The 24,677-nt window shown below is 36.1% G+C and carries 20 protein-coding genes and 1 other annotated feature; of the genes, 8 read left to right on the top strand and 12 right to left on the bottom strand.

All coding sequences use genetic code 11. The features are described from left to right. Positions 1-317 precede the first annotated feature (317 nt). Complete coding sequence (locus tag A5821_RS15535) at positions 318-2,885, top strand: YfhO family protein (RefSeq protein WP_086315620.1); 2,568 nt, start codon at positions 318-320, stop codon at positions 2,883-2,885. A 21-nt stretch (positions 2,886-2,906) separates the two neighbouring features. Continuing rightward, positions 2,907-3,500: a TVP38/TMEM64 family protein gene (locus A5821_RS15530; RefSeq protein ID WP_086315619.1), complete on the top strand. Its 594-nt coding sequence runs from the start codon at positions 2,907-2,909 to the stop codon at positions 3,498-3,500. 208 nt (positions 3,501-3,708) lie between these two features. Here A5821_RS15530 and A5821_RS15525 read toward each other — a convergent pair whose 3' ends face one another. The 7 genes from A5821_RS15525 to A5821_RS15495 all read right to left on the bottom strand — a co-directional run bounded on the left by A5821_RS15525 (position 3,709) and on the right by A5821_RS15495 (position 13,301). Continuing rightward, complete coding sequence (locus tag A5821_RS15525) at positions 3,709-6,354, bottom strand: valine--tRNA ligase (RefSeq protein ID WP_086315618.1); 2,646 nt, start codon at positions 6,352-6,354, stop codon at positions 3,709-3,711. Between the two features lie 151 nt (positions 6,355-6,505). Further along, positions 6,506-6,725: a binding site (T-box leader), on the bottom strand. Positions 6,726-6,769: 44 nt separating this feature from the next. Next, positions 6,770-7,261: a thiol peroxidase gene (gene tpx, locus A5821_RS15520; RefSeq protein WP_086315617.1), complete on the bottom strand. Its 492-nt coding sequence runs from the start codon at positions 7,259-7,261 to the stop codon at positions 6,770-6,772. Between the two features lie 105 nt (positions 7,262-7,366). Further along, positions 7,367-8,020 (bottom strand): redox-sensing transcriptional repressor Rex, encoded by a 654-nt coding sequence (locus A5821_RS15515; protein ID WP_086315616.1) that lies wholly within the window; start codon positions 8,018-8,020, stop codon positions 7,367-7,369. Between the two features lie 155 nt (positions 8,021-8,175). Next, on the bottom strand, positions 8,176-9,381 hold the full coding sequence (gene thiI, locus A5821_RS15510) for a tRNA uracil 4-sulfurtransferase ThiI (RefSeq protein ID WP_086315615.1): 1,206 nt from the start codon (positions 9,379-9,381) through the stop codon (positions 8,176-8,178). Between the two features lie 43 nt (positions 9,382-9,424). Further along, positions 9,425-10,573 carry a cysteine desulfurase family protein gene (locus tag A5821_RS15505; RefSeq protein WP_086315614.1) on the bottom strand — a complete coding sequence of 383 codons (1,149 nt, stop codon included), beginning with the start codon at positions 10,571-10,573 and terminating at the stop codon, positions 9,425-9,427. 111 nt (positions 10,574-10,684) lie between these two features. After that, positions 10,685-12,406: a septation ring formation regulator EzrA gene (ezrA, locus tag A5821_RS15500; protein WP_086315613.1), complete on the bottom strand. Its 1,722-nt coding sequence runs from the start codon at positions 12,404-12,406 to the stop codon at positions 10,685-10,687. 229 nt (positions 12,407-12,635) lie between these two features. Continuing rightward, complete coding sequence (locus A5821_RS15495; RefSeq protein ID WP_086315612.1) at positions 12,636-13,301, bottom strand: HAD family hydrolase; 666 nt, start codon at positions 13,299-13,301, stop codon at positions 12,636-12,638. A 195-nt stretch (positions 13,302-13,496) separates the two neighbouring features. Here A5821_RS15495 and A5821_RS15490 point away from each other — a divergent pair, with 195 nt between their 5' ends. The 3 genes from A5821_RS15490 (at position 13,497) to A5821_RS15480 (ending at position 17,318) form a co-directional block, all read left to right on the top strand. Further along, positions 13,497-14,849, top strand: a complete 1,353-nt coding sequence (locus A5821_RS15490) for an aspartate kinase (RefSeq protein ID WP_086315611.1) — start codon at positions 13,497-13,499, stop codon at positions 14,847-14,849. A gap of 128 nt (positions 14,850-14,977) precedes the next feature. Beyond that, positions 14,978-15,742, top strand: coding sequence for an ABC transporter ATP-binding protein (locus A5821_RS15485; protein ID WP_086315610.1), 765 nt, complete (start codon positions 14,978-14,980; stop codon positions 15,740-15,742). Further along, positions 15,735-17,318, top strand: a complete 1,584-nt coding sequence (locus A5821_RS15480) for an ABC transporter (RefSeq protein ID WP_086315609.1) — start codon at positions 15,735-15,737, stop codon at positions 17,316-17,318. Before A5821_RS15485 ends, A5821_RS15480 begins: the two co-directional genes overlap by 8 nt. Before the next feature lie 269 nt (positions 17,319-17,587). Here A5821_RS15480 and A5821_RS15475 read toward each other — a convergent pair whose 3' ends face one another. The 4 genes from A5821_RS15475 to A5821_RS15460 form a co-directional block, all read right to left on the bottom strand. Next, on the bottom strand, positions 17,588-18,118 hold the full coding sequence (locus A5821_RS15475) for an HAD family hydrolase (RefSeq protein WP_086315608.1): 531 nt from the start codon (positions 18,116-18,118) through the stop codon (positions 17,588-17,590). A gap of 72 nt (positions 18,119-18,190) precedes the next feature. After that, entirely contained in the window at positions 18,191-19,030 is an 840-nt protein-coding gene (locus tag A5821_RS15470; RefSeq protein WP_086315607.1) for a Cof-type HAD-IIB family hydrolase, read from the bottom strand. Positions 19,031-19,063: 33 nt separating this feature from the next. Then, positions 19,064-19,897, bottom strand: coding sequence for a DUF72 domain-containing protein (locus tag A5821_RS15465; protein ID WP_086315606.1), 834 nt, complete (start codon positions 19,895-19,897; stop codon positions 19,064-19,066). Positions 19,898-20,046: 149 nt separating this feature from the next. Next, positions 20,047-20,784 carry an acyl-ACP thioesterase domain-containing protein gene (locus A5821_RS15460; protein WP_086315605.1) on the bottom strand — a complete coding sequence of 246 codons (738 nt, stop codon included), beginning with the start codon at positions 20,782-20,784 and terminating at the stop codon, positions 20,047-20,049. A 447-nt stretch (positions 20,785-21,231) separates the two neighbouring features. Here A5821_RS15460 and A5821_RS15455 point away from each other — a divergent pair, with 447 nt between their 5' ends. The 3 genes from A5821_RS15455 (at position 21,232) to A5821_RS15445 (ending at position 23,977) form a co-directional block, all read left to right on the top strand. Continuing rightward, entirely contained in the window at positions 21,232-22,077 is an 846-nt protein-coding gene (locus A5821_RS15455) for a helix-turn-helix domain-containing protein (RefSeq protein ID WP_086315604.1), read from the top strand. Positions 22,078-22,318: 241 nt separating this feature from the next. Further along, complete coding sequence (locus A5821_RS15450; RefSeq protein WP_086315603.1) at positions 22,319-22,903, top strand: lytic polysaccharide monooxygenase; 585 nt, start codon at positions 22,319-22,321, stop codon at positions 22,901-22,903. A gap of 24 nt (positions 22,904-22,927) precedes the next feature. After that, positions 22,928-23,977 (top strand): chitinase, encoded by a 1,050-nt coding sequence (locus tag A5821_RS15445; RefSeq protein ID WP_086315602.1) that lies wholly within the window; start codon positions 22,928-22,930, stop codon positions 23,975-23,977. Between the two features lie 48 nt (positions 23,978-24,025). Here the strand turns inward: A5821_RS15445 and A5821_RS15440 are convergent, their stop codons facing one another. Then, positions 24,026-24,649, bottom strand: a complete 624-nt coding sequence (locus A5821_RS15440; RefSeq protein ID WP_086315601.1) for a recombinase family protein — start codon at positions 24,647-24,649, stop codon at positions 24,026-24,028. Positions 24,650-24,677: the final 28 nt, after the last annotated feature.

The following is a 24,677-nucleotide window of genomic DNA, read 5'->3' as shown; positions in this document are numbered from 1 at the left end:
CACTAATTAACGACTTTAATTCCATAAATGATCTATTCTATAAAAATAAGTAAACAAATGACGCAGCTCTTTTAAATAAAAACAACTGTGATAAAATAAACAAGACTATATGTACGAAGTGACTACCGATTCTTTTGCATCACTACCTGATCCCGTGATAGACTAGAATCTTAGAGGTCGGTACTAACACTTTCTCATACATAGATAATTCTCAAAAATAGTATTTGTTGCAGGTAGTTCGTTTGATTTTCCATAATTGATTGGACCTTTATCCTAAAACAGTTACAAATCATTAGAATAGAGGAGCAGTATAAAATATGTCAAAAATAAAAAAAACATTATTGATCAGCGGGAGTTTTTTGATTCCATTCTTGTTGCTGATCATACTATGGTCGATTTTAGGTTTAGCACCTTTCGGAAATAACAATCTCTTAGTCAGTGACTTAGGGACACAATATATGCCTTTTTTAAGTTTATTTAAGCAGTTTTTTCAAGGAGAGACTTATTCTCTTTATTCCTTTTCTGATGCGCTAGGTGGAACGATTTTACCTTTAAGTGCGTATTATTTATTAAGTCCTTTCAATATTTTGGTATTACTTTTTTCATATGAACAACTTCCGATCGCAATTTTATTGATCATCACGCTAAAAATTTCACTTATGGGGAGTTCGATGTTTTACTATCTTCAAAAAACATATCGACACTCAACTAGTTCTACCTTGCTTTTTTCGACCTCATATAGTCTGTGCGGCTTTGTGACGGTTTATTGTTTAAATTTTATGTGGTTAGATGCACTGATTTTACTTCCCTTACTTGTCCTAGGAATCCAACACTTATGGGATCATAAAAAATATGGACTGTATTCGGCAGCCTTATTTCTATCGATCGTAACGAATTATTATATGGGCTACATGCTCTGCATCTTCGCTGTATGTTACAGCCTTTATTGGTACTATCAAAAAACAGAGTCATCTAAAAAGAAATCCATTTGGCAATTTATTAAAGACGGTCGTTTGTTCTTCGTTACGTCTTTTCTTACAGGGATCAGCACAAGTTTTATTTTGATTCCAGCCGTAGAAGGAATGCTGGCAACAAAAAAGACCAACTTTGACTTGGAAACCTTTTTACCTACGCCCAATTTTGGATTAAACTTTCTTTCGCAGTTAGGTCTTGGCAGTGTTAATTTTGAATGGCGTTTAGAACATTTACCAACGATTTTTTCTGGTATCTTGATGGTTTTACTTTTTATCGCCTTTTTCCAACTGTCGACAATTTCTAGAAAAGAAAAACTTGGAGCAGGCTTTCTGATTGGTTTTATTTTCTTGAGTTTCTGGCTAGAACTAGTGAATACGATTTGGCATATGTTTCAAAGTCCTGCGGGATTTCCGTATAGAAATACCTTTATCTTTAGCTTCTTGATGATTAAATTTGCTTATGAAGCGTTTCTTAAATTGAAGGAAGGTGCAACTTTACGTCTCATTGTGCCACTACTTTTCTCTTTATTTTTGATTGTCGGGTATGTTTCTCTAAAGCTTTCAAAAGAAAAAGTCTTTCTGTTATCGGACGATTACTTTATTATTAGCTTACTTATCATTTGGTTGATTTATGGTTTAGTTGTCTTGATTCAAAAAATGCAAGGAAGAAACAGAAAAAGTATTTATGTACTATTATTTTTAGTGGTCTGTTCTGAATTAGTCTTTAATTTTTGGATCAGTTTTAAAGATATTCCATTTGGTGATCAAGAAAAATTTGCGCAAACTTATCGAATTCAAGATGAGATCATTTCTGATTTGAAAAAAGAAGAAACAAGTTTATTTCGTATAAAACAAACAATTGATTCTGATGCTGCTGGCTATAATGAGAAAAATAATGGCTACAATAATCCAATTTTATATGGCTATGCAGGGGTTTCAAGTTATACTTCTACTTTAGATGCTAAAACGCAAGATACACTACATGCTTTAGGTTTATATCAAAAAAATGATCGTAGAATTGCTTACGTAGATGAATCCAAAGTAATCAACTTACTTTTAAATGTGAATTATCAACTGACGCCTGAAATAAAAACACATCAAGAAAATCGTTCAACTGATCCTTCCACCAATGTTTATGAAAATGATGAGGCAATTGGAATCGGATTTTTAGTCCCTCAGGAATTTGCTGACCTTAAACTAGCGAACAATCAACCGTTGAAAAATCAAGAAAATATTTTACAACAAATTCAAAAAAATACGCAAAATTATTTTCAAGAAACAAAAAAAATAGCTTGGACAGCTCATGAGGATCAGAATTATACACTCACTACAAAAACAACAGCAAATGGCGAACTCTACCTTTATGCACCAGAAATCAATTGGGAGAAGATCACTTCATTTAAAGTAAACGGTGAAAAAATCCAACCTGCAGTTTATATCGCAACAAATCAATTATTTAATCTTGGTTACTTCAAAAAAGATGACGTTGTTGAATTACAACTTGAATCTGAAAAAGAGCTTGAAGATAACACACTCGAATTAAGAAGCTTAAAACAAGAATCCTTTCACTCATTTATCGCCAAACAAAAGTCTCAAGCAATCCAACTTAAAGAGGAAGTCTCAGGTACATTGACTGGAGAAATCACCGTAGCAGAACCAGACAATTCATTACTTTACTTAGCGATTCCATATGACAAAAATTGGCAGATCACAGTTGATGGTAAAAAAATCAACGCGAAGTCCGTTTTAGGCAATTTCACAGGTATTGAATTAACTTCTGGAGAACATCAAATTACGATGCATTACCGGCAACGGAATTTTATTATCGGAGTTTTGATTAGCATTTCTGTTCTTTTGGGCGTATTATTTTATCAACTACTAAAACGTTTCATACGACCAAAATCAGCCTAACAGTGAGAGGAAACTGCGTACATGGGAAGAAGAATTCTGAAACGAATTATCTATGCACTACCTATTATAGGAGTTATTTGTTTTACTGGTCTAGTACTTTACGGTTATTATAAAGGTATTTTTCATTCTGTTCAGTCTTTGCAGGATTTTATGAAACAGTTTGGCGAATATGCTGTGTTGATTTTTATCTTTTTGCAAATAGTCCAAGTCATTGTGCCGATTCTTCCTGGTGGTATCTCGACATTAGTGGGCATGCTGATGTTTGGGAGTATTCCTGGATTGATCTATAGTTATATTGGTTTGATGATCGGTGATGTTATCGTCTACTGGTTGGCACGATATTACGGTAAACCATTTGCTCAACTTATACTTTCTAAAAAGCGTTATTTAAAATTCGAAAGAATGTTAGATCGTCCTGAAAAAGGGATTAAGAAGTTGATGATTGTTACCTTATTGATTCCTTTTGCACCAGATGATTTGACCTGTTTGGTTGCGGGACTTGCTGAACTTCCATTTAAAGAATATATGAAAATTTTAGTTATCTTTAAATTTTGGTCGGTTGGAACTTACGGATATGCTTTATGGTTCTTGTTTAATCATTTTTTGATTAGTTGAACTAAATAAACAAGGGGCTGGGACATAACTCTTCGAGTTATATCTCAGCCCCTTAAAATCCGAATAAACAGTGGTAAATCACAAAAATGTGAAGAACACCGATTAGGAATCATTCAACATCGGAATTAAAAAATCCGTGTTTCTTGTCATTTTCGTGAATTCCTTCTTACTTCTCGGAACTAGACGCTTTTCTCTCAACTTCTTGTTTTCAATTCACTGTACGAAGTTGTGCAATTCGTTCTTTCACAACGACTTGTTTTTCTAAATAATCTTTCTCTTTTGCTTTCTCAGCTTCCACAACATCATCCGGCGCATTCGAAACGAAACGTTCATTCGCTAATTTCCCTTGCACACGTTTAACTTCCTGCGTCCATTTCTCTAACTCTTTCTCTAGACGAGCAATTTCTTCTTCCACGTTGATCAAACCAGCTAGTGGTAAGTATAGCTCTGCTCCTGTTAAAACAGCTGACATCGCTAATTCTGGCGCAATAATATCACTTGAAATCGTCAACTCTTCTGGATTACAGAAGCGCTCGATATAATTTGTGTTTTCGATCAAGAATTTATCCACTGCTTCATCATTTGTTTTGATTAGCAATGTGATTGGTTTAGACAGTGGTGTATTCACTTCTGCGCGAATATTACGCACTGCGCGAATCACTTCTTTTAAAACTTCCATCCCGCGAGCAGCTGTTTCATCCGAAAATTCTTCATGAACAACAGGATAATCAGCAACAACTAAGGATACACCTTGATGCGGAATATTTTCCCAGATTTCTTCTGTCACAAACGGCATGATTGGGTGTAATAGACGTAAAATTTGATCTAGTGTGTGAACCAAAATACTACGAGTTGTTTGTTTCGCAGGTTCATTTTCGCCGTAAAGGATTTCTTTACTCATTTCGATATACCAATCACAGAAATCATCCCAGATAAAGTTATATAATTGACGACCTGCTTCACCAAATTCGAAACGATCGAATAAGTCCGTTACACGCGCAACTGTTTCATTTAGGCGTGTTAAAATCCAGCGATCTGCCACAGTTTTCTCACCACTAAAGTCAACATCTTCATAAGACATTCCTTCAACATTCATGATCACAAAACGACTAGCATTCCAGATTTTATTGATAAAGTTCCAAGATGCATCCATTTTTTCATAGCTGAAACGCATATCTTGACCGGGTGTAGAACCGTTTGACATAAACCAACGCAACGCGTCTGCTCCGTATTTATCGATGACTTCCATTGGATCAATTCCGTTACCTAAAGATTTACTCATTTTACGTCCGTCTTCTGCTCTGATCAGCCCATGCATCAAAACATTTTTAAATGGCGCTTTTTCAGTAAACTCTAAGCTTTGGAACATCATACGGCTCACCCAGAAGAAGATGATATCATAACCGGTTACTAATGTACTTGTAGGAAAATAACGCTGATAATCAGCTGCTTCTTCATCAGGCCAGCCCATTGTTGAAAATGGCCATAATGCAGAACTAAACCATGTATCTAATACATCAGAGTCTTGTGTCCAATTTTCCGCATCAGCTGGTGCTTCCATGCCAACGTACATTTCACCCGTTTGTTTATGGTACCAAGCTGGAATTTGATGTCCCCACCATAATTGGCGTGAGATTACCCAATCGTGAACATTTTCCATCCAACGCAAGAATGTTTGGTTAAAGCGTGGTGGATAAAATTCTACTGCATCTTCTGTGTCTTGATTTTTGATGGCTTTTTCAGCAAGCGGCGCCATTTTAACGAACCATTGTGTGGATAAACGAGGTTCAACAACTACACCCGTACGTTCTGAATGTCCAACGCTGTGATTCATGGTTTCAATTTTGATCAAGCGACCCATTTCTTTTAGATCAGAAACAATCAATTTACGTGCTGCGAAACGATCCATACCTGCGTATTTGCCAGCTAAATCATTCATCGATCCGTCTTCGTTCATGACGTTTACACGAGGTAAATCATGACGATTACCTACTTCAAAGTCATTCGGGTCATGAGCTGGTGTGATTTTTACCACACCTGTTCCAAATTCCATATCTACATATTCATCAGCAATGATCGGAATTTCTTTGTCTACTAAAGGGAGTGTAACAGTTTTTCCGATAATCGCTTGGTACCGTTCATCTTCTGGATGAACAGCTATCGCAGTATCGCCTAACATGGTTTCAGGACGAGTCGTTGCGATTTCCACAACGCCTGTACCATCTGTCAGTGGATAACTCATATGGTAAAACGCACCTTCGATATCTTTGTGGATAACTTCGATATCAGATAAAGCTGTTTTCGCTTTTGGATCCCAGTTGATGATATACTCACCACGATAGATCAACTCTTTTTCATATAAAGAAACAAAGACTTTGCGGACAGCTTCTGACAAGCCTTCATCTAAAGTGAAACGTTCACGGCTATAATCTAAGGAAAGCCCCATTTTTGCCCATTGTTCACGGATATGAGAAGCATATTCTTCTTTCCAATCCCATACTTGCTCTACAAATTTTTCACGACCTAAATCGTAACGGGAAATATCTTGTTCTGCTAATTTTTCTTCTACTTTCGCTTGTGTTGCAATACCAGCGTGATCCATTCCAGGTAACCATAATGTATCAAAGCCTTGCATTCTTTTTTGGCGAATGATCATATCTTGTAACGTCGTATCCCAAGCATGACCTAAATGTAATTTCCCCGTAACGTTTGGCGGCGGAATTACGATAGAATATGGTTTTGCTTCTTTATTACCGTTTGGTTTAAATAAATCTTGATCCAGCCATTTTTGATAGCGTCCTTGTTCAACTTCTGTGGGTTGGTATTTTGTCGGCAGATTTTTTTCTTCTGTCATACAAGTTCCTTCTTTCTGTTTTTAATTTAAATGAATGTTGAAGCAACACACTAAGGTGACAATGCTTCTTATCAGTCGCCTTGTACTGTTCAACATCAGATTGCTTCACAATCTGTGATGAACATGAAAAAAGCCCTAAAATACTTTCGTATTTTAGGGCGTATAAACATTATACGCGGTACCACCTAAATTGTGCCTGAACAATCAGACACCGCTTCATTCGTGAGGTAACGATCACTACTCGAATCATCTACTACATTCAAATCATTGACTCCCAAGCTACCTTCTTACTGGTTATGTGAAAATCTTCCACCAAATGATTTTCTCTCTAGGACGATGCCAGTAATACTCCTCTTGATCATGGTCTTTGGTTTATTTTAACATTTATATTGAATATAAGTCAATTTGAAAAAAATTAGCGAGCTGCTTTTGCTTGATCCAATGCAGTACCATAATCAGGCTCTTCCGCAATTTCTTTAGAAATTGCTTCATAAACAATTTTACCGTCTTTATCGATCACAAAAATCCCACGAGCTAATCGTCCCATTGCAGGAATAAATAAGCCGTATGCTTCTCCAAATGTTCCTTCGGTATCATGTAAAATTTCCATATCAACACCTTCTGCTGCACACCAATTTGCTTGCTCATCTTTTGTATTATTAGAAATCGTAATAAATTTTACACCTTCTACTTTGGCAGCTTCTTCGTTGAAACGTTTAGTTTGTAGAGAACAGATTCTAGTATCAATATCAGGAACAACACTGATCAAGACTGGAGTACCAGTGAACTCACTTAGATTCACTACTTCGTCATTTAAATTTTTTAATGAAAAATTTGGCGCTTTCACTCCTACTTCAGGTTGTGTACCGATAATTTCTACTTCTTCACCTTTTTTTGTTACTATCATTATTTTCCCTCCTAAATTAAAAAAATGTAACGAGTTCGCCATTACAGCTAAACATCCTATGTTAAGTATAGAGGAAGGAACGATAGAAGACAAAGTTCTTGCCTTCTATACATTTTTATGTGGGAAAGTTTCATCAAAGTAAATCAATGTTTGCAACTCTGTTGTCAAATCGATATATTGAACGTTCACATTATTCGGGACAGTTACTCGATCTGGAGCAAAGTTTAAAATTGCTGTAATGCCAGCATCAACGATTTTATCAATCGCCTCTTGCGCAAATTGACTTGGTACAGTTGAAATCGCAACAGTCACACCTGTTTTTTTGACTTCTTCAGCTAGATTTTCCATTGGTTGGATAATTATATCATCAACTGATAGTCCAACAAGCTCTTCTTCTATATCAAACGCACAAACAATATTCAAGTTTTCATTTCTTCTGAAATTATTTTTGACCAACGCTTTTCCTAAGTTACCACAACCAATCAATGCAATTCGCTTTTCTTCTTGGGTATTTAAAATATGACTAAAAACTTCGATCAAGTATGGCACATCATAACCGTAGCCACTCCGTCCCAATTCACCTAAGTGAGAAAAATCACGACGAATAGTCGCAGGCGGCACTTGAATGACATCACTAAATTCTTTTGATTTAATTCTTGTTACACCAGAATCTCCTAACATTTTTAAATAGCGTAAGTACAATGGTAAGCGCCTTGCTGTAGCTTTTGGCATTGTTTTTTCTTTATGTAATTCTTTCATTTTCCAACCTCCTTGTTACTTAATTCACATATATAGTTTAGCATGCTTGAAGATACTCAGCAACTTGTTTGTGAAAAAAATAGCAGATATTAGAAAAACCTAATAAATAAAAAAGAACAGATTCGATAGCGTTATCAAGTCTGTTCTTTCAACTTTTATAGTAAATCGGAAAATTCTTCGTCGTATTCACTTGATTCAGTTATTTCACTAACTTTCAATCCAGCCATTGAGCGAGCCATTAATCCTTCTATGTCTAATCGAGCTTCATAAGCTTGTGCTTTGTCTAATTTTGGTCTCGTTTTAGGTTGAGGTGGTGCAAAAATTGTACAGCAATCTTCAAATGGTTGGATTGCTAGTTCGAAGGTATCGATTTTTTCAGCAATCTCAATGATTTCGCCTTTATCCATCGAAACAACTGGGCGAATAATCGGAGTTGTGGTCACTTCGTTGATGGCGACCATGCTTTGCAGCGTTTGTGAAGCCACTTGTCCCAGTGATTCTCCATTGATAATGACTAAGCCCTTTCTTTGTTCCCGTATCGCATCAGTCAAGCGTAACATCATTCGGCGTGTAACAGTCATTAGATATCCTTCTGGCACAACTCGTTTGATTTCTTCTTGAATTTCAGTAAATGGTACTTCGATAAATTGGATACTGCCAGCATAAGGCGCGATTTTAGCAGCTAAATCTTTCGCTTTTTGCAGTGCTTGTTCACTGGTATACGGTGGGCTAGCGAAATGAACAGCTTCCACTTCTACGCCGCGTTTCATCGATAAGTATCCTGCAACAGGTGAATCGATTCCGCCAGAAAGCATCAACATGCCACGACCACTAGTTCCAACTGGCAAACCACCAACACCACGAATCGTTTCATATGAAAGATAGGCACCTTCGTTGCGGATTTCTACCCGAATATTGATATCTGGTTTCTTCATTTGTACAGAAATTTCTGGAAAAACCTCAAAAACTGCTCCGCCTAGTTCACGGTTTAATTCATTTGAATCCAATTCAAAACTATGATCAGAGCGTTTAGAAGTAATTTTAAATGTTTGACCTGGTTTATAAGCAGATTTGATGATTGTTTGAACCATTTCTCGAATTGCCGGCATTGTTTTTTCTACCCGAACACTAGGAGAAAAATTTTGGATACCAAAGACTTTTTCTAATTTAGGCAAAATTTGTGCGCTGTCTTCACCATTTAGCAGTAAGTGCATTCGATCGCGGTCAGCATGGATTTTTACTGCTGGAAAATCGCCAAGTACTCTTTTAACGTTTTGTGCAAGTTGGGAAATGAATGACTTTCTATTCTTTCCTTTAGTTGAAAGTTCACCGTAGCGAACCATGATTTCAGTATAGTTCAAAATGTTTCAATCCTTTTCTGTGAAGCTTGATTTTTTGATTCTTCTAGCCATTTATTACCGAGAATTTTTTATAGAGTTGATTAAAGATTATCATAAATTGTTCGGCTTCTGCAATGGTATTACTTTCATCTAAGCTGACCCGAATAGCGGATGTTGCTAAGGAATCAGGGACTTTCATCGCATGTAATGTACTGCTAGCTAATTTTTTACGACTAGAACAAGCACTAGTTGTTGAGGTATAAATTTGTTTTTCCTCTAAGGCATGTACTAAGACTTCTCCACGAATCCCTTTTAAAGCAAAACATAAAATATGAGGAGCAAAGTCCGGGGTTTCCTTTGAGAAAACTGTCACGTTTGGATATTCTTGCAGTGCTTCGATCAGATAGCGGCGAATGGTTGCAGTATGTTCAGGTTTATCTGCTTTTTTATCCATATATAGACGTAAAGCTTTCGCCATAGAAACGACTCCAGCAACATTTTCCGTACTGCTTCTTTGATTACTTTCTTGACCCCCACCATTTAATAATGGTTGCAGTTTACGTCCATGTTTCCAATAAATAAAACCAACACCTCTAGGCCCATGAAATTTATGAGCAGAAAAGGTTGCGAAATCCACACGCGGTGTCAACCATTTTTCCTGTTCGACTTTACTGATTGCTTGAACCGCATCTACATGAAAATGAATAGCTGGATAATCTGCCAAGCAATCACTAATTGCTTGAATGGGTTGAATCGAACCTATTTCATTATTAACAGCCATGATCGAAACTAAAATCGTATCTTTGCGAATCAGTTTGGCCAGTTCATCCACTCTCACAAACCCACGTTCATCGACAGGGGCTATTGAAATTTCAAAGCCATTTTCTGCTAATTGCCCCGCTGTTTCAGCAACAGCTGGATGCTCAATATTTGAAATAATGATATGACGACCAAATGTCTGTTTTTCTAAAGCAGTTCCTTTTAATACCCAATTATCGCCTTCTGTTCCTCCGCTTGTAAAATAAATCTCATTTGATTTCACTTGAATCAGATCCGCGATTTGCTTACGTGACTGTTCTAACAGTCGACTTGCTTGATTACCCAAATCATGTAAACTAGACGGGTTGCCAATAATACGTTGGCTTACTTTTATATAAGTATCTAAAGCTTGAGGATAAATCGGTGTTGTTGCACTGTTATCAAAATATATCATCTAAAAAACCTTCTTCTTTTGAAATTCTTTCCTATTATATACTTTCTAATTTAGTAGTTCAACCTATCGAACAAAATAAAAAGGTGAGACGCTTGTCTCACCCTTACTTATTTAAATCGCATCAAGATTATTGAAATAGAAATCTTCGATTCTTCTAAATGCTCCTGGTTCTACTCTTTCTAATGCTGTCCCAATTTCATCTAGAGCATCTTGATATCTGTATTCTTTCGAGAATAGTTCTAAACTATTTTCCATCGCTACGCGAATTGCTTCATGTGTATGACGGTAACGATTTGCATATTGCATCATTTGTTCTGTCAATGCAGCAGAGTTAACTAAATCGTTTGTTTTCTTATCTAGTAATTCCAAGTCTTCATTACAAAGATCAGAAAGTTTTTTGATTTCTTCCATGTTGATGCGAATTCTATTTAAAGCCTTGCTTAGCTCTTCAATACGATCGGTTGCTACGAAGAAGAATTCCAAGTAATCAGCTGGTAATCCAGGTAAACGTTGTTTTTCAACATAACGTTTGATGTTGCGTAAACGGAAATCATATTGATCGACTTTTTCTTGAGCAACTTTTTCACCTTTACGTAAATCTTTCAATGAATCATCGATTTCTACTTGTTGATTTTCGATGTCATCTAGGATTTTATAGCAATCTTTAAAGAATGCTTGAACTTCTGAAAAAGGAATCGTATGCTCTTTTAATTTTGGTTCGAAATCTTCATAGCGGCGGATCAGTTCTTCGATTTCTGTTTGGAAGCCTCTTGAACGTCCTAACTCATTATGATTCAACGTATAACTTTGAGATGTATGATCTAATTCAATCATCAATTGACGATTATTTTTCAATGCATGAGCAATATAATCTCCGACCACTTTATGGTTGGTCATTACATATTTCTTAGCATTGATCTCACGTTCCATGATTTCATATAATGCATCGATTGCATTAGCTGTATCACGATTAGCTACTTCAACTGCATCCACTTCTGTCTTCTCTAAATCGACTGTTGAATTTTTAACACGTTTTTGAACACGTCTTAATTCATCTTCAAAATTCTTTTCTGGGAACACATAATGATCCGCAAGTAGACGTTTGTAGCCATCTTCGATCTCTTTTAATTGATCTGGGAAAGTCCGATTTAATTCGTCATAAAGCGGTGGGATCCGTTTCATCACATCATCTAACTCATATGTGTGACGTTCAGCATTTTCTAAAACTTCACGAGCTTCGATCGGATCTCCTGATGTATTCAATGTTACAAACTGAGTAAATTCGATTTCGATATTTTTGATTTGTTTTTGTAATTCAGGATAAGCAGAACCAAATTCTGATTTTTCATCATGAAGTAATTTACTGATCTCTTCGTAAACATCTAACGCTTTTTGAACTTCAAGTGAATTACGTTCTTCACTTTCACGCAGTTCTTTCAGACCATTACGGATGATCTCAACTTCTGATTCCATCTCAGTCATCGTCTGATCAGCTTCAGCAACTGCTTTTTTCGCTTTCATAAAACGGAAGGTTTCATTTAAATTCTCTACTTCAAAAATCTGACTTTCTAGCTCTGCAAAAGAACGAGTAGAAATCTCGGTCCAACGCTGATTCCATTCTCTAAACGTGTTTTGACTTTGCCCGACCATGTGCATCTTCTTGACATCATCGACCTCTTCGATCACCGGCAAGTCGAACAGTTCTTCTTTCCTCTTTTCCAGATCATCGAGTTTCATTTGATTTTTCTTTCTCATAAAATAACCAACTAAATACAAAACTGCTGCGATGATTATTATAGCTAAAACTACGATAATGATCAGATTATTCTTCATTCATGGTTCCTCCGTTTATTAGTCCATATATGATATGCAACAGCTGATAAATAACGAAAACACCTTTATCTGCCGTCACAATATTCTCTTATCTACTTAATTTTTCTTAAAAACACCTACAGAAAATTATATCACAAACCCGTCCATCAAGCACTAACTAATTGTATTTTTTTAAGAAATGTTTTGACTTTGTAATATTGTAACAAAACTATTCCGCCTATTAGTCAGTTTAACCGACTTTCTCAGTCATTTGCAACTTTTTGCACACATCACTCAACGTCTCCAACTGGACATCCGCTAATTGCTGATTCATGCCAAACCGTTTATCTTTCAAGGCCCAGACGCTTGCACCAGCATCATGAGCTGAGCGAATCCCTTTTTCAGAATCTTCGATTGCCAGACAGACTTCAGGTTTCAGACCTAACTCTTGTGCTGTATACTCATAAATCTCGGGTGCCGGCTTACTCTGTTTAAATTGTGTGCCACTTACGATCACATCAAAATAGCTAGCCAATTGCCCCACTTTCAATACTTCTTGAATCACATCCATCTTTGAAGAAGAGGCCAAAGCAATTTTATAGCCTTTTCTTTTAAAAAACTGCAAGACTCGTTTCGCATCTGGATCGATCAAGTCTGTGTAATCAATCGGATGTTTCTCTTTATATTGATGATATTTTTCACTTAAGAAAGCTTCATCATAGATTGTATCATTAACTTCAAGAATCGTCTCCCATAAACTCCGCATATCTGCTCCAATAAATAATGCGATCGGAATCTGCTCAATCGTTAAATCATATTCTTTTAAAAATGCTTTTCTACGTTGATAATAAAACTCTTCACTATCGACCAATACGCCGTCCATATCGAAAATAATTCCTTCATATCTTTGCGTCATTTTGGCGCTCCTTCATTTGACTATTCTTATTCAGCTCTACCAGTCTAACAAATGTTTGAAAAAAAATGAAGAAATTTGTTGAAAAATAACTGAAAAGATCGAATAATTGTCATTTTTGCAGTTGCTTTTCAGTCCATATTTCGGTATTCTTTTACTATTATAATGAAAAATCTATTAAAATTAGGAGTGAAAAAAGTGAAAGTCATAAAATTTGGAGGCAGTTCATTAGCATCTGCTGCGCAGTTAGAGAAAGTTTTACACATCGTAAAAGAAGACGCTTCACGAAAGTTTGTTGTTGTTTCAGCTCCTGGTAAGCGTTCATCAGATGATATTAAAGTCACGGATTTACTTATCACATACTATAATGCTTATTTAAATAATGAAAATACAACTGATATCATCGGAAAAATCGTTGGTCGCTATGAAGCAATTTTGGATGAATTAACGCTTGATAAAGACGTTTTAAGCAATATCCAACAAGCCATTCAAACGCTAGCAACTTTACCCAAAGAAGACAACCCTCATCTTTTTGATGCGTTTTTAGCTAGTGGTGAAGACAACAATGCTAAGCTAGTTGCTTCTTTTTTCCAGCAACGCGGCTTGAATGCTCGTTACAAAAATCCAAAAGATCTTGGGATCATTGTGTCTGATGAACCTGGTAATGCGCGTATTCTGCCTTCTTCTTCAAGTAAAATCAACCAGTTTAAAGAAACAGAAGAAATTTTAGTCATCCCTGGCTTTTTCGGTTTCACAGAAGCTGGAGATATTTGTACATTTTCAAGAGGTGGTTCAGACATAACAGGATCGATCGTTGCCGCAGGTGTGGAAGCTGATCTTTATGAAAACTTTACAGATGTTAATGGTATTTTTGTTGCCCACCCAGGGATTGTTCACGAACCAAAAACAATCAAAGAACTAACTTATCGGGAAATGCGTGAATTAGCGTATGCTGGTTTTGCAGTGCTTCATGATGAAGCATTGATGCCTGCCTACCGCGCCAATATTCCAGTGGTTATCAAGAATACGAATAATCCTGAACATCCGGGCACTTTGATCACAACTTCTAGAACGATAAAGCACGATCCAGTTGTTGGAATTGCAAGTGACCAAGGATTTGCCAGCATTTATATCAGCAAGTATTTAATGAATAGAGAGCTAGGATTTGGTCGGCGTTTATTGCAAATTTTGGAGGAATTAGGGCTTAGTTATGAACATATGCCTTCTGGGATCGATGATATTTCGATTATTTTACGAGAGCGTCAATTAACGATCGACATTGAAGAGGAACTGATGAAACGTCTAGAAGATGAACTTGAACCTGACGAATTGCGAATTACACATGGCTTGTCGATGTTGATGGTCGTAGGTGAAGGAATGCGTCAGAGAATCGGTGTAATGGCGGATAGTACAGCGGCTTTGGCTTTTAATAAAATCAACTTGGAGATGATCAACCAAGGTTCTTCTGAGGTTAGTATTATGTTTGGAATACGTGAGGATCAAGAGAAAAAAGCGATTCAAGCGTTGTATCAAACTTTTTTTGAACGTTAACATATAAAGTAAATACACAGCGAAGTCCGAATATGGAGTTCCTGTGTGTTTTTTAATAGAAAGCATTTTCTTCATGAAATGACCAGCGTATAATAAAAATAGGTTATAAAAAACGAGGAGGAATTATTATGATTGAGTTAGTTAACGTTAGTAAAAACTATGGATCAAAAGAAGCATTGAAAGAATTGAGTTTAACCATTAAACAAGGTGAGATTTTTGGTTTTCTTGGTCACAACGGTGCAGGCAAGTCGACAACTATTAAGAGTTTAGTGAGTATTATTGAACCGTCTAGCGGTACAATTACCGTTGATGGATTAGAATTAGCGGAGCATCGACAATCCATTAAGAAAAAAATTGCCTATGTTCCTGATACCCCCGATATCTTTTTACAGCTGACAGCCAGTGAGTATTGGGATTTGATTGCTGCGGCATATGAACTTAAAGAGACACAAAAACAAACTCGTTTAAATGAATTAGCTACTTTATTTGACATGGTAAGTCATCAAGATGAGACATTAGCCAGTTTCTCACATGGGATGCGTCAAAAAACAATTATAATCGGTGCATTGTTACCTGATCCTGATATCTGGATTTTAGATGAACCTTTACAAGGTCTAGACCCCCAAGCGGCTTTTGACTTGAAAGAAATGATGAAAGCCCATGCAGCCAAAGGAAAGACTGTGATATTTTCAACTCACGCATTAGATACAGCACAACAGTTGTGTGATCATTTAGCTATTTTAAAGAAAGGTGAACTCATCTACAATGGTTCTGTTGATAATTTGTTAGCGCAGTCTCCGAATGAAACATTAGAGTCTATTTATTTAAAAATGGCTGGACGTCAATCAGATTCGCAACTTGTCGAACGTATCGAAGGTGAATCCTATGAATAAAACACAGTTATTAGAATTAACGCGAGTCAATCTACGTTATGCGAATCCTCAAGTAACAGAACGGGCTCGAAAAAAAGGGAAAAGCGGAAAGGCTTTGACGAAAGCTCTGATCAACCAGTATTTACTATCTGGCGTTTTGTTTTTATTCATCTATGGCATGACAATGTTTTTTATCGACTTCAGTCAGATGCCTGGTTTTTTTACTTATTATGTAGCCTTATTTAGTATCTTGGCTTTTTCACAAGGGATTTCGGTTATTTATAATGTCTTTTTTGAAAGTCAGGATTTACCAGCTTATTTGCCTTTGCCATTTCAACAAAGTATGATTTTTACTGCGAAAATTTTGGTAGTGACCTTAACCGTTACGCCTTTTGTCTTTCCAATGCTCATTGTATTTTTATTGACTGGATGGCGGTCTGGAATTTTTCTACCGCTCATGATTATTTTAGCAATTTTGCTCTTTTTATTAGTCTTAGCAACGGTTTTTGCAGTTTGCTGTCTGATTGTTTTCGGCTTAACCAGAACTGCACTTTTCAAAAAACACAAAAAACTTGTTACTAGTTTATTGTTAGGCATTTCAATGGCGATTGCGATTGTCGGGATTATTTTTATGAATGGGCAAAGTTCTTCTATCGAGACAGGTCAAATGGACCGTAATCCGATTTCTGTTTTACTTCCGTTATTTTATATTGTCTCTAGACCTTTGACTGCATCAGGGCTATTTAGTTTCGTTGGGTTACTTGGGTTGTTTCTAGTATTGATGCTAGCTATCAAGGTGTTGATCTTACCAAAACTTTATGAACAACTAACGGATGCAACCACTGCTACAGGTATAAGTCGCCGTAAACACAAAACGAATCAAAATTTAAATCAATTGCTTATAAGTTATAATACGCAATTATTGAAAGAACCAAATTTAATTATGCAAGTTTTATCGAATTCTTTGCTGATGCCCTTGATCTTCATCGTAACATTTGCAATCGGTGGATCCTTAGATTTGAGTCATATCGATTTTCGTTTTGTCGGTGTAGTTTTTTTAACTGGTATTGCTCTAGCTTGTATGACGGTCAATCAGACTTCTTTTATCAGTAATATGATTTCTCTCGATCAAGAAAACTTTAATTTTGTAAAGACTTTGCCTATTTCGATGTCTAAATATATGAAACAAAAGTTTTTGGTTGGCTTAATCATTCAATCTGTATTAACTGGTGGTATTGCATTGATTGGAGGGATTTTATTCCGATTACCGATCCTGTTTACTATCATTTTATTGGCAGGGGCACTGTTTGGCAGTTATCTGCTCTGTTTACGTTTTTTTGCCAGAGACCTTCGCTTTATCTTGTTGGAGTGGACAAGTGTCAATCAATTGTTTACTCGTGGTTCTGGAAGTGTAGGATTAGTCTTTACAATGATTGGCTCAATTTTTGTAAGTTTGATTCTTTTAGGCATTTATGGTTTTGCTGCCATGACTTTCCCCTTTTGGCCGCTTAATTTAAGTGTTTTGTTGCTCTTAATCATTGTGAGTTTTCTATGGATAAGACATTTTCAAAAAAACTTTTGGGATTCATTCAATTAAAACTGGATCCTAGTTTAAAGAGTGTGATGAATTTTCAATTTTTTTGAAAATTCATCACACTCTTTCCTTTTTTGTCGTTTAACCTTTACCTTTATTTTGATTTTTCCACGTAAATACAATCATTTATAGTCTATTTAATGTCTTAGTTCACTAGAACTTTCTATTGAATCTGGATTTGTGATATGTCTTGATTTACAGAAAAAGTCTAAGTACATGCTATCAAAATAACTCAAAACAAAACGATTAGCGTTCTGTTTTGAGTTATGATTTCAGCTATTTTTTCCGTTCATTTTAGCTTCAGACTGACGTTTTATTTCTTCTTTAATTTTTGGTTCTGGCGCAAAATCAGCTTCCCAATTATTTGGTTTTAACACTTTATGTGTTACAGGATGATAGTGAGGCTTTCCATCGGGAAATATTTTCCCCATATTTGCCTCATGCACAATTGAAAAGATTTCGGTCGGATCAACACCCAACAAGGAGAATGAACCATACGTAAAATATAACAGATCAATCAAAGCATCTACTTGTTCAACTAGGGGATCTTCTACTTTCTTTTCCTTGCTGAGCACTTTTTCTTCTGCCTGATCAACAGATGTTTTCAACTGAGTTACTAGTTCTTTAAAAACAACTGGATCATTATTCGCTGATCCATAAAGAAATTCAACCAATTCTTCTACTTTAAAACCAGCTCGATCTGACGCTTGTTTGGCAGAAAATGGTGTTGGCAGCTCAGGTCTTCTATTATCAAACTTTTGGTGAAAAGCTTCTGTCTTTTCAAATGGATTATCGATTTTCATTAGGTTCCTCCTAAGTATAAAAAAGTTCAGCCTGTTTTGAATGAAAAACAGGGTTCATCATTTTCAAAAAAACTAGTCAATAATATCATAATGCAACAACGCTTGATAGATTCCTTCTTTTTCATTCGTTGTGGTCACGTACTTTGCAGCTTCCTTTACTTCTTTTTCTGCATTTCCCATAGCGACACCAATACCGACGCCAGCTAGCATTTCTATATCATTCCAGCTATCGCCAAAGGCCATCACTTCATCGAGCGAAATACCATAATAATCAACACACTTTTTAATTCCAACTAACTTTGAACCACCAGCTGGAATAATATCCACTGTATACGGATTTGAGCGCGTTATATGACAATTAGGCAATTGTTCTCTTAAAGCTTGTTCCTCTGATTTAGGACTTAAAAGAACACATTGATAAATCGGCTCTTTCAATACATCCAGGTCAAAATAACGTTGTGCTTTTCTATGAATCGAAAAGCGACTGATTAAATTTTTGACAAAGTTCGCAGGAAAATATTTGGGTAAAAAACGGACAATTTTTTTAGCCCATTTATTTTGGCCAAAGCGCATCAGCGAACTACCTTCCAGACTACTTCTTGAGCCAAACATGATCTGACGATGATAGTGGTCAGAAAATGAAACAATCCTTCTTAGGGTTTCATCAGAAAAATGTGCTGATCGAATCGTTTCTTCCTCTGTATAAACCAATTGACCGTTGTAGACAACAAAAACATCTAAATTCAATTCATCTATTTGTTTGCTTAAATGAACAGGTCCTCGACCTGTTGCTACTCCACAAATGATTCCTTGCGCCTGAGCTTGAGCAATTGCTTTTTTAGTAGATATCAAAGCTTTGCTGTTTTTATCCACCAAAGTGCCGTCGATATCAAAGAAAATAGCTTTAATCATGGGAATCCTTTCTTTAATAATTCTATGTTCTTTTTAAAACAGTCCCATTTGTTTGGGGTTTAAATTCTCATATTGTAAATTCAATGCCGCTTTCATTTCCAGCAAGTTGCCTGCCGCATCACCGCCAGAATTATTGTTAAAAATCACACCGACTTCTTTGGCTTCACGAGATAATTTTTCCACAGCTTCACTTAAATCTGCGATTTCCTCTGAGTTATAGCGATATAAGGTGCGCTTTTTACGCCAATCCTTGTCATTTGCCATCCACCCAGCAGCGTTACGTCCATGAAATCGGAACAAGACAAATTGATCATTCGTAACATAAGGGAAAAATGGCACTGGATTTGTAGGAATTTGCGGTTCATCGACCACAACTAATGAAAATTCATTGTTTTTCATAAATGACAGTGTTTGTTTAATGTATTTTGCGGTATACCAAGAACCATTTCGTAATTCTATCGCAATTGGCAGATCAGCAAACCAGCGGCGAATTTTTCCCAAATACTGAACGTTTTCCTTTGTGCATGCAAACGTTCCAGAAAATTGAATCAGAAATGCAAAAAGTTTACCACTTTCGATCATAGGCGTCATACTTGTCAGAAATGCCTCAATCATTTCTTCTTCGTTTTGATAATACTGCTGCCACTCGCCTTGACAGCTGATCCCACTATAGACTTTCATCACAAAACGAAAGCCATCTGGAACCGATTTAGTCCATTCTCTAACAGATTCTTGTTTGGGAATGCCGTAATAGGCTGTGTCCATCTCAACCAAAGGTAAATAACCTGCGTATTCATATAAAGTAGAACGCTTTTTTCCAGTTAACTTGTCATGTTCATTAAAAGAAGTCAAACCTAAACGAATCATAGAGTATGTTGTCCTTTCTATTCCTATCAATTCACTATTACGTACATATCGTTAAAATGATTATTCACTTATTATTTTATACTAAAAAAGACTAAGACAAAACAAAAAGTTGCCTTAGTCCCAAAATTTGATCTGGTTCTATCAGTCTATTAGCTTTTTTTCCATTTCATATTAGCTTCACAATAGGTTTGACCATCGATTCGAATTTCATGCCGTGTTGTTATTCCTTCTTCACCTTCAAGCATTTCATAATGGCTCTCTACTACCTGACCATATTCCACTTCTTTATCAAATTTCACATTAATAAATGTCGGCTCGTGTGTACTTAGAAAATCATAACCTAACACATCTAGCAACCAATTAAAGTAGATTGCATTATTAACATGCTGGTTCCCATCAATATCAAAATAACGAACACGATAGGGTAAAAAGTCCCCTGATTCCACTTTTTCGATTTTTTCACTACGATAAATTTTCTTGATTTTTTCACTTTCATACGGCTCGATGATTTCAGGAAGAACACTGCTCATTTTGCGATTTTCTTTATCCATCAAGACAAAAGTCGACTTGATCAACACACATTCGTTTCCTTGTTCATCATGAATCCAAAAATTTCGGTAACAAAAATATTTATTATACGCGATTGCTTGCGTCGTAATAGAGAGGTTTTCTCCAACTTTAGGTAAACGCGTGATATGGATCTCATAATTGGTAATAACCCAGCCAAGTCCAAACGAAGCAACAAAATCAGAACCACGTTCTAAGGCATCGCTTTGTTCTTCAGATGTCTTGATCACAACAGCTAGCATTGCTGGAATTGTCATTTTTCTTGTAATATCGCCATCATAATAGGCAACTTCATACGGGGTCGTAAATTTTTTTGCCATTGGATCTCCTCCTTTTTTTGCTTCTATAACTGTCTAAATTATAACATAAGTTACTGAATCGAGGATACAACTAATGATAGCTTAAACAGATTCAAGAAATTGATGTTTTCTCAAAATTGTTTTTAATATATATTTAAAATAATTGTTAAATTTTATGTTTTTTAAATATTTTTCCTATATATTCCAAAAAAACTTTTCAAAGCAGAAGTGTCTATCCCTCTGTTCTAAAAAGTTTTTTAGTCTTACCTATTTGTTAAAAAAAAAACTCTATTCACTAATTTTTTTGCACTATACGTGACCAGTATTCCCGTAGACAAGCACTTCATTCAACAGATCCAAAAGTGTTTCCATCGCTATCCCTCCAAAAAATTAGTTGATTCTAAAAGAATAATACCATACTATTATATAAAACTAGAACTATAATGCATAAACATAGAGGGGAAAAATATGAGAATCAAAGGAGACATCATCCGAACAGTAAGGAAACAGAAAAAATTGTCGCAAGTAACTTTGGCCGCTGGAATTTGTACACAAGGAACCGTTAGTAATATTGAAAACAAAAATGTCTGTGATAGCCTTGAGATTCTTGATGCGATATGCAAAAGATTAAATCTTAGTCTAGAAAGTGTCCTAGATGACAATGACGAAAAGAAGTTAATGTCTTTATTAAACAATGTAGAAGAACTGTGCAATACATTTAAACATAAAGAAGCTCATTCATTGCTAAAAGAAACGTCAATAAATGTTGCTGATTTCCAAAATAAAGAGTTGGAAGTTCGCTGGTTTTACTTTATGGGCATCACTAACTTACTAGGTTATAACAATACAACAGACAGTTTATTTTATTTTTATAGAGCGGATGAACTTGGTGATTCAAATTCTATTTATGCCATTCTTTCCGTCAACAGCCTGGGGATCGTATATGAAATGGCTAATGAACTAGATAAAGCCCAAGTTTATTATGAGAAATCGATCGATATGCTCAAAAAAATGACGATAAAAATACCTATTGAAGCGACTAAGGTGTTTTTCAATACCGCCAAATTTTATTCATTGATCAAAAATTATGCAACTGCTTTTGACCTGGCTTCTGAAGGGATGCTTTTAAATCAGACCTATCAATCATTGTACATGTTAGATCTTTTAGCATATGAAGCAGCTTTTAACGACTTTATGAAGTCACCCGATTTAACAGCACCTGACTTTACTAGTGCGAAAGTTTTTGCTACCTTTAATAACAATCAAAATTTATTAGCTGTGATTGCTAACGATGAAAAAACCTTAACTCGTTAGATTAGCAGACAATGAAGAATCGTTCGTTTGGACCATGCATTCAGCATAATCTTAACGAGCGATTTTTTACTTTCTTCTGATTTATGCCACTAAACTATACATCTTTTTTGAAGAATATATTTCGCAAATCCTCTCACTGAATTATCATTTTAAAAATAGTTGCATATTATTGGAATAATATAAAATACCATGTTACATTTATTATTGTAAGCGCTACAAAATACTTTTAGGAGGAATTACAATGAAAAAAACAATGCTCAAAGCAGTACTTACACTTAGTTTATTAGCTGGAGGTTTATCTGTTTCAGCTACTGTCACCCATGCGCATGGATATGTTTCATCACCAGGAAGCCGCGCTTATTTCGGCAGTAGTCAAGGTGGAAAAATAAATAAAAATGTTGGCCGTGCTGAATGGGAACCTCAAAGTATTGAAACAACTAAAAACACTTTTATTCCAGGAAAATTAGCGAGTGCAGGTGTTAGTGGATTTGAGCCATTGGATGTTCAAACAGCTGATCTTTGGCATAAAACAGATATTACAACAGGCCCACTTGCAATCAACTGGACTTTAACTGCTCGTCATAGAACTTCTACGTGGGATTACTATATGACGAAGCAAGGTTGGAATCCAAATCAGCCTTTAGATATTAAAAATTTTGATTTGATCGGCCGTGTTGATGACAAAGCAACAATCCCAGAAGCTTCTGTCAACCATACGATTACCGTTCCTAGTGACCATAAAGGGTATCATGTGATTTATGCTGTTTGGAATGTTTATGATACGACAAATGCTTTTTATCAAGCAATCGACGTCAACGTCAAATAAAACAAACTATAAGGAGACAAGCACATGAAAATCAAACAATTGATTCCTGCTTTTTTACTCGTTTCAGGTATTGCTGCCGGCAGCTTTTTTACAGCCACTCCTGCACAAGCCGCTGACTCAGCCAGCGAAATGGTTAGCGTAGCAAATAAAAAAGTCCTTGTTGGCTATTGGCATAACTGGGCTTCTAAAGGTCGCGATGGCTATAAACAAGGAACTTCTGCAAATATTTCATTAGCAGAAGTGAACAAGACCTACAATGTAGTTCCAGTATCCTTCATGAAAAGTGATGGTATTAGCCGAATTCCGACGTTTGCACCTTATAACAAAACAGATGCCGCCTTTCGTCAAGATGTCGCATTACTTAATAGCCAAGGACGTGCTGTCTTACTTGCTTTAGGTGGTGCTGATGCTCATATTCAATTAAAAACAGGTGATGAACAAGCCTTTGCTGATGAAATTATTCGTCAAGTGGAAACATACGGCTTTGATGGACTGGATATTGATTTAGAGCAATCTGCTATTACAGCAGGTGATAATCAAACTGTTATCCCAACCGCTTTGAAAAAAGTCAAAGAACATTACAGAGCACAAGGTAAAAACTTCATCATCACGATGGCACCTGAATTTCCTTACTTAAAACCAGGCGGCGCTTATGAAAAATACATTACTTCTTTAGATGGTTACTATGACTACATTGCACCACAGTTATATAATCAAGGTGGAGACGGCGTTTGGGTAGATGAAATCAACAAGTGGATCCCACAAAGTAATGATGCGCTGAAATATGAATTTCTTTATTATATGTCGGACTCTATGATTCATGGCACACGGACATTCTTAAAAATTCCAAATGATAAACTTGTGTTAGGACTACCTGCAAATGTTGATGGCGCTGGCAGTGGGTATGTAATTGATCCAACAGCTGTTTACAAAGCGCTTGATCAGTTAGCAAAAGATGGCAATCCAATCAAAGGCTTGATGACGTGGTCAGCTAATTGGGATGTCGGCACTAACGTAAATGGGGTACCTTACAATAATGAGTTTGCTACTAGATATGCTCGAATTTTACAATAAAAAATAAACAAAAAGAGCCAAATCAGTTGAGATTTCGGCTCTTTTTGTTTATTTTTTTCCTCCGCTGCTGACTAAATATTTATTATTTTTGGATATATCAGCTGTTTTTTTCGTCCGATAAATCCCTTCTTTTCTTAAATGATGATAAATCGTTGATGTAGAAATACCACAGCGTTTTGAAATTTCCTCTGTTGAAATATCTGTGTTGTGATAAAGTTCAAGTGCTTCATTCACTTCATTGACAAGTGGGGGGCGGCCTAAAATGACACCCTTTTTTTTAGCTGCACTCAATCCTGCCAAAACACGTTCCCTGATCAACTCTGCTTCCATTTCAGCAAATGCTCCCATGATCGTAAAAAAGAAGCGCCCCATTGGTGTAGAGGTATCAATATTATTTTCAATGCTGACAAAATGAATATTTCTTCGATCAAACTCTTCTAACAATCCAAGCAGTTGCTTCGTACCTCTAGCCAATCGATCCAATTTAAAAATAACAAATGTATCACCAGGCTTCAAAATTTGCAAAGCTTTATTCAATTCATTACGAAAACTTTTGCGTCCACTTTCATATTCTTTGAATATTTGGTCGACACCATACTCCTCCAATGCTTGTTGTTGAGAATCAAATTTTTGATAGTGCGTACTGACACGCATATAGCCAATAACTGCCATCTTATTCTCCCCCTTATTCTCCTTAACC

Source organism: Enterococcus sp. 7F3_DIV0205 (assembly GCF_002141365.2).
GTDB classification, from domain to species: Bacteria; Bacillota; Bacilli; order Lactobacillales; family Enterococcaceae; genus Enterococcus_L; species Enterococcus_L palustris.
Note: the sequence above shows the minus strand (reverse complement) of the source record. Positions and strands in the feature narration are given on the sequence as shown.

Coding starts and splice junctions, on each gene's coding strand:
- A5821_RS15480 (WP_086315609.1), top strand. CDS start 15,735: ATGAATAAAACACAGTTATTAGAATTAACGCGAGTCAATCTACGTTAT.
- A5821_RS15535 (WP_086315620.1), top strand. CDS start 318: ATGTCAAAAATAAAAAAAACATTATTGATCAGCGGGAGTTTTTTGATT.
- A5821_RS15505 (WP_086315614.1), bottom strand. CDS start 10,573: ATGATATATTTTGATAACAGTGCAACAACACCGATTTATCCTCAAGCT.
- A5821_RS15440 (WP_086315601.1), bottom strand. CDS start 24,649: ATGGCAGTTATTGGCTATATGCGTGTCAGTACGCACTATCAAAAATTT.
- A5821_RS15475 (WP_086315608.1), bottom strand. CDS start 18,118: ATGAAAATCGATAATCCATTTGAAAAGACAGAAGCTTTTCACCAAAAG.
- A5821_RS15470 (WP_086315607.1), bottom strand. CDS start 19,030: ATGATTAAAGCTATTTTCTTTGATATCGACGGCACTTTGGTGGATAAA.
- tpx (WP_086315617.1), bottom strand. CDS start 7,261: ATGATAGTAACAAAAAAAGGTGAAGAAGTAGAAATTATCGGTACACAA.
- A5821_RS15455 (WP_086315604.1), top strand. CDS start 21,232: ATGAGAATCAAAGGAGACATCATCCGAACAGTAAGGAAACAGAAAAAA.
- A5821_RS15465 (WP_086315606.1), bottom strand. CDS start 19,897: ATGATTCGTTTAGGTTTGACTTCTTTTAATGAACATGACAAGTTAACT.
- A5821_RS15525 (WP_086315618.1), bottom strand. CDS start 6,354: ATGACAGAAGAAAAAAATCTGCCGACAAAATACCAACCCACAGAAGTT.
- A5821_RS15450 (WP_086315603.1), top strand. CDS start 22,319: ATGAAAAAAACAATGCTCAAAGCAGTACTTACACTTAGTTTATTAGCT.
- A5821_RS15515 (WP_086315616.1), bottom strand. CDS start 8,020: ATGAAAGAATTACATAAAGAAAAAACAATGCCAAAAGCTACAGCAAGG.
- A5821_RS15485 (WP_086315610.1), top strand. CDS start 14,978: ATGATTGAGTTAGTTAACGTTAGTAAAAACTATGGATCAAAAGAAGCA.
- A5821_RS15445 (WP_086315602.1), top strand. CDS start 22,928: ATGAAAATCAAACAATTGATTCCTGCTTTTTTACTCGTTTCAGGTATT.
- A5821_RS15530 (WP_086315619.1), top strand. CDS start 2,907: ATGGGAAGAAGAATTCTGAAACGAATTATCTATGCACTACCTATTATA.
- A5821_RS15460 (WP_086315605.1), bottom strand. CDS start 20,784: ATGGCAAAAAAATTTACGACCCCGTATGAAGTTGCCTATTATGATGGC.
- ezrA (WP_086315613.1), bottom strand. CDS start 12,406: ATGAAGAATAATCTGATCATTATCGTAGTTTTAGCTATAATAATCATC.
- A5821_RS15495 (WP_086315612.1), bottom strand. CDS start 13,301: ATGACGCAAAGATATGAAGGAATTATTTTCGATATGGACGGCGTATTG.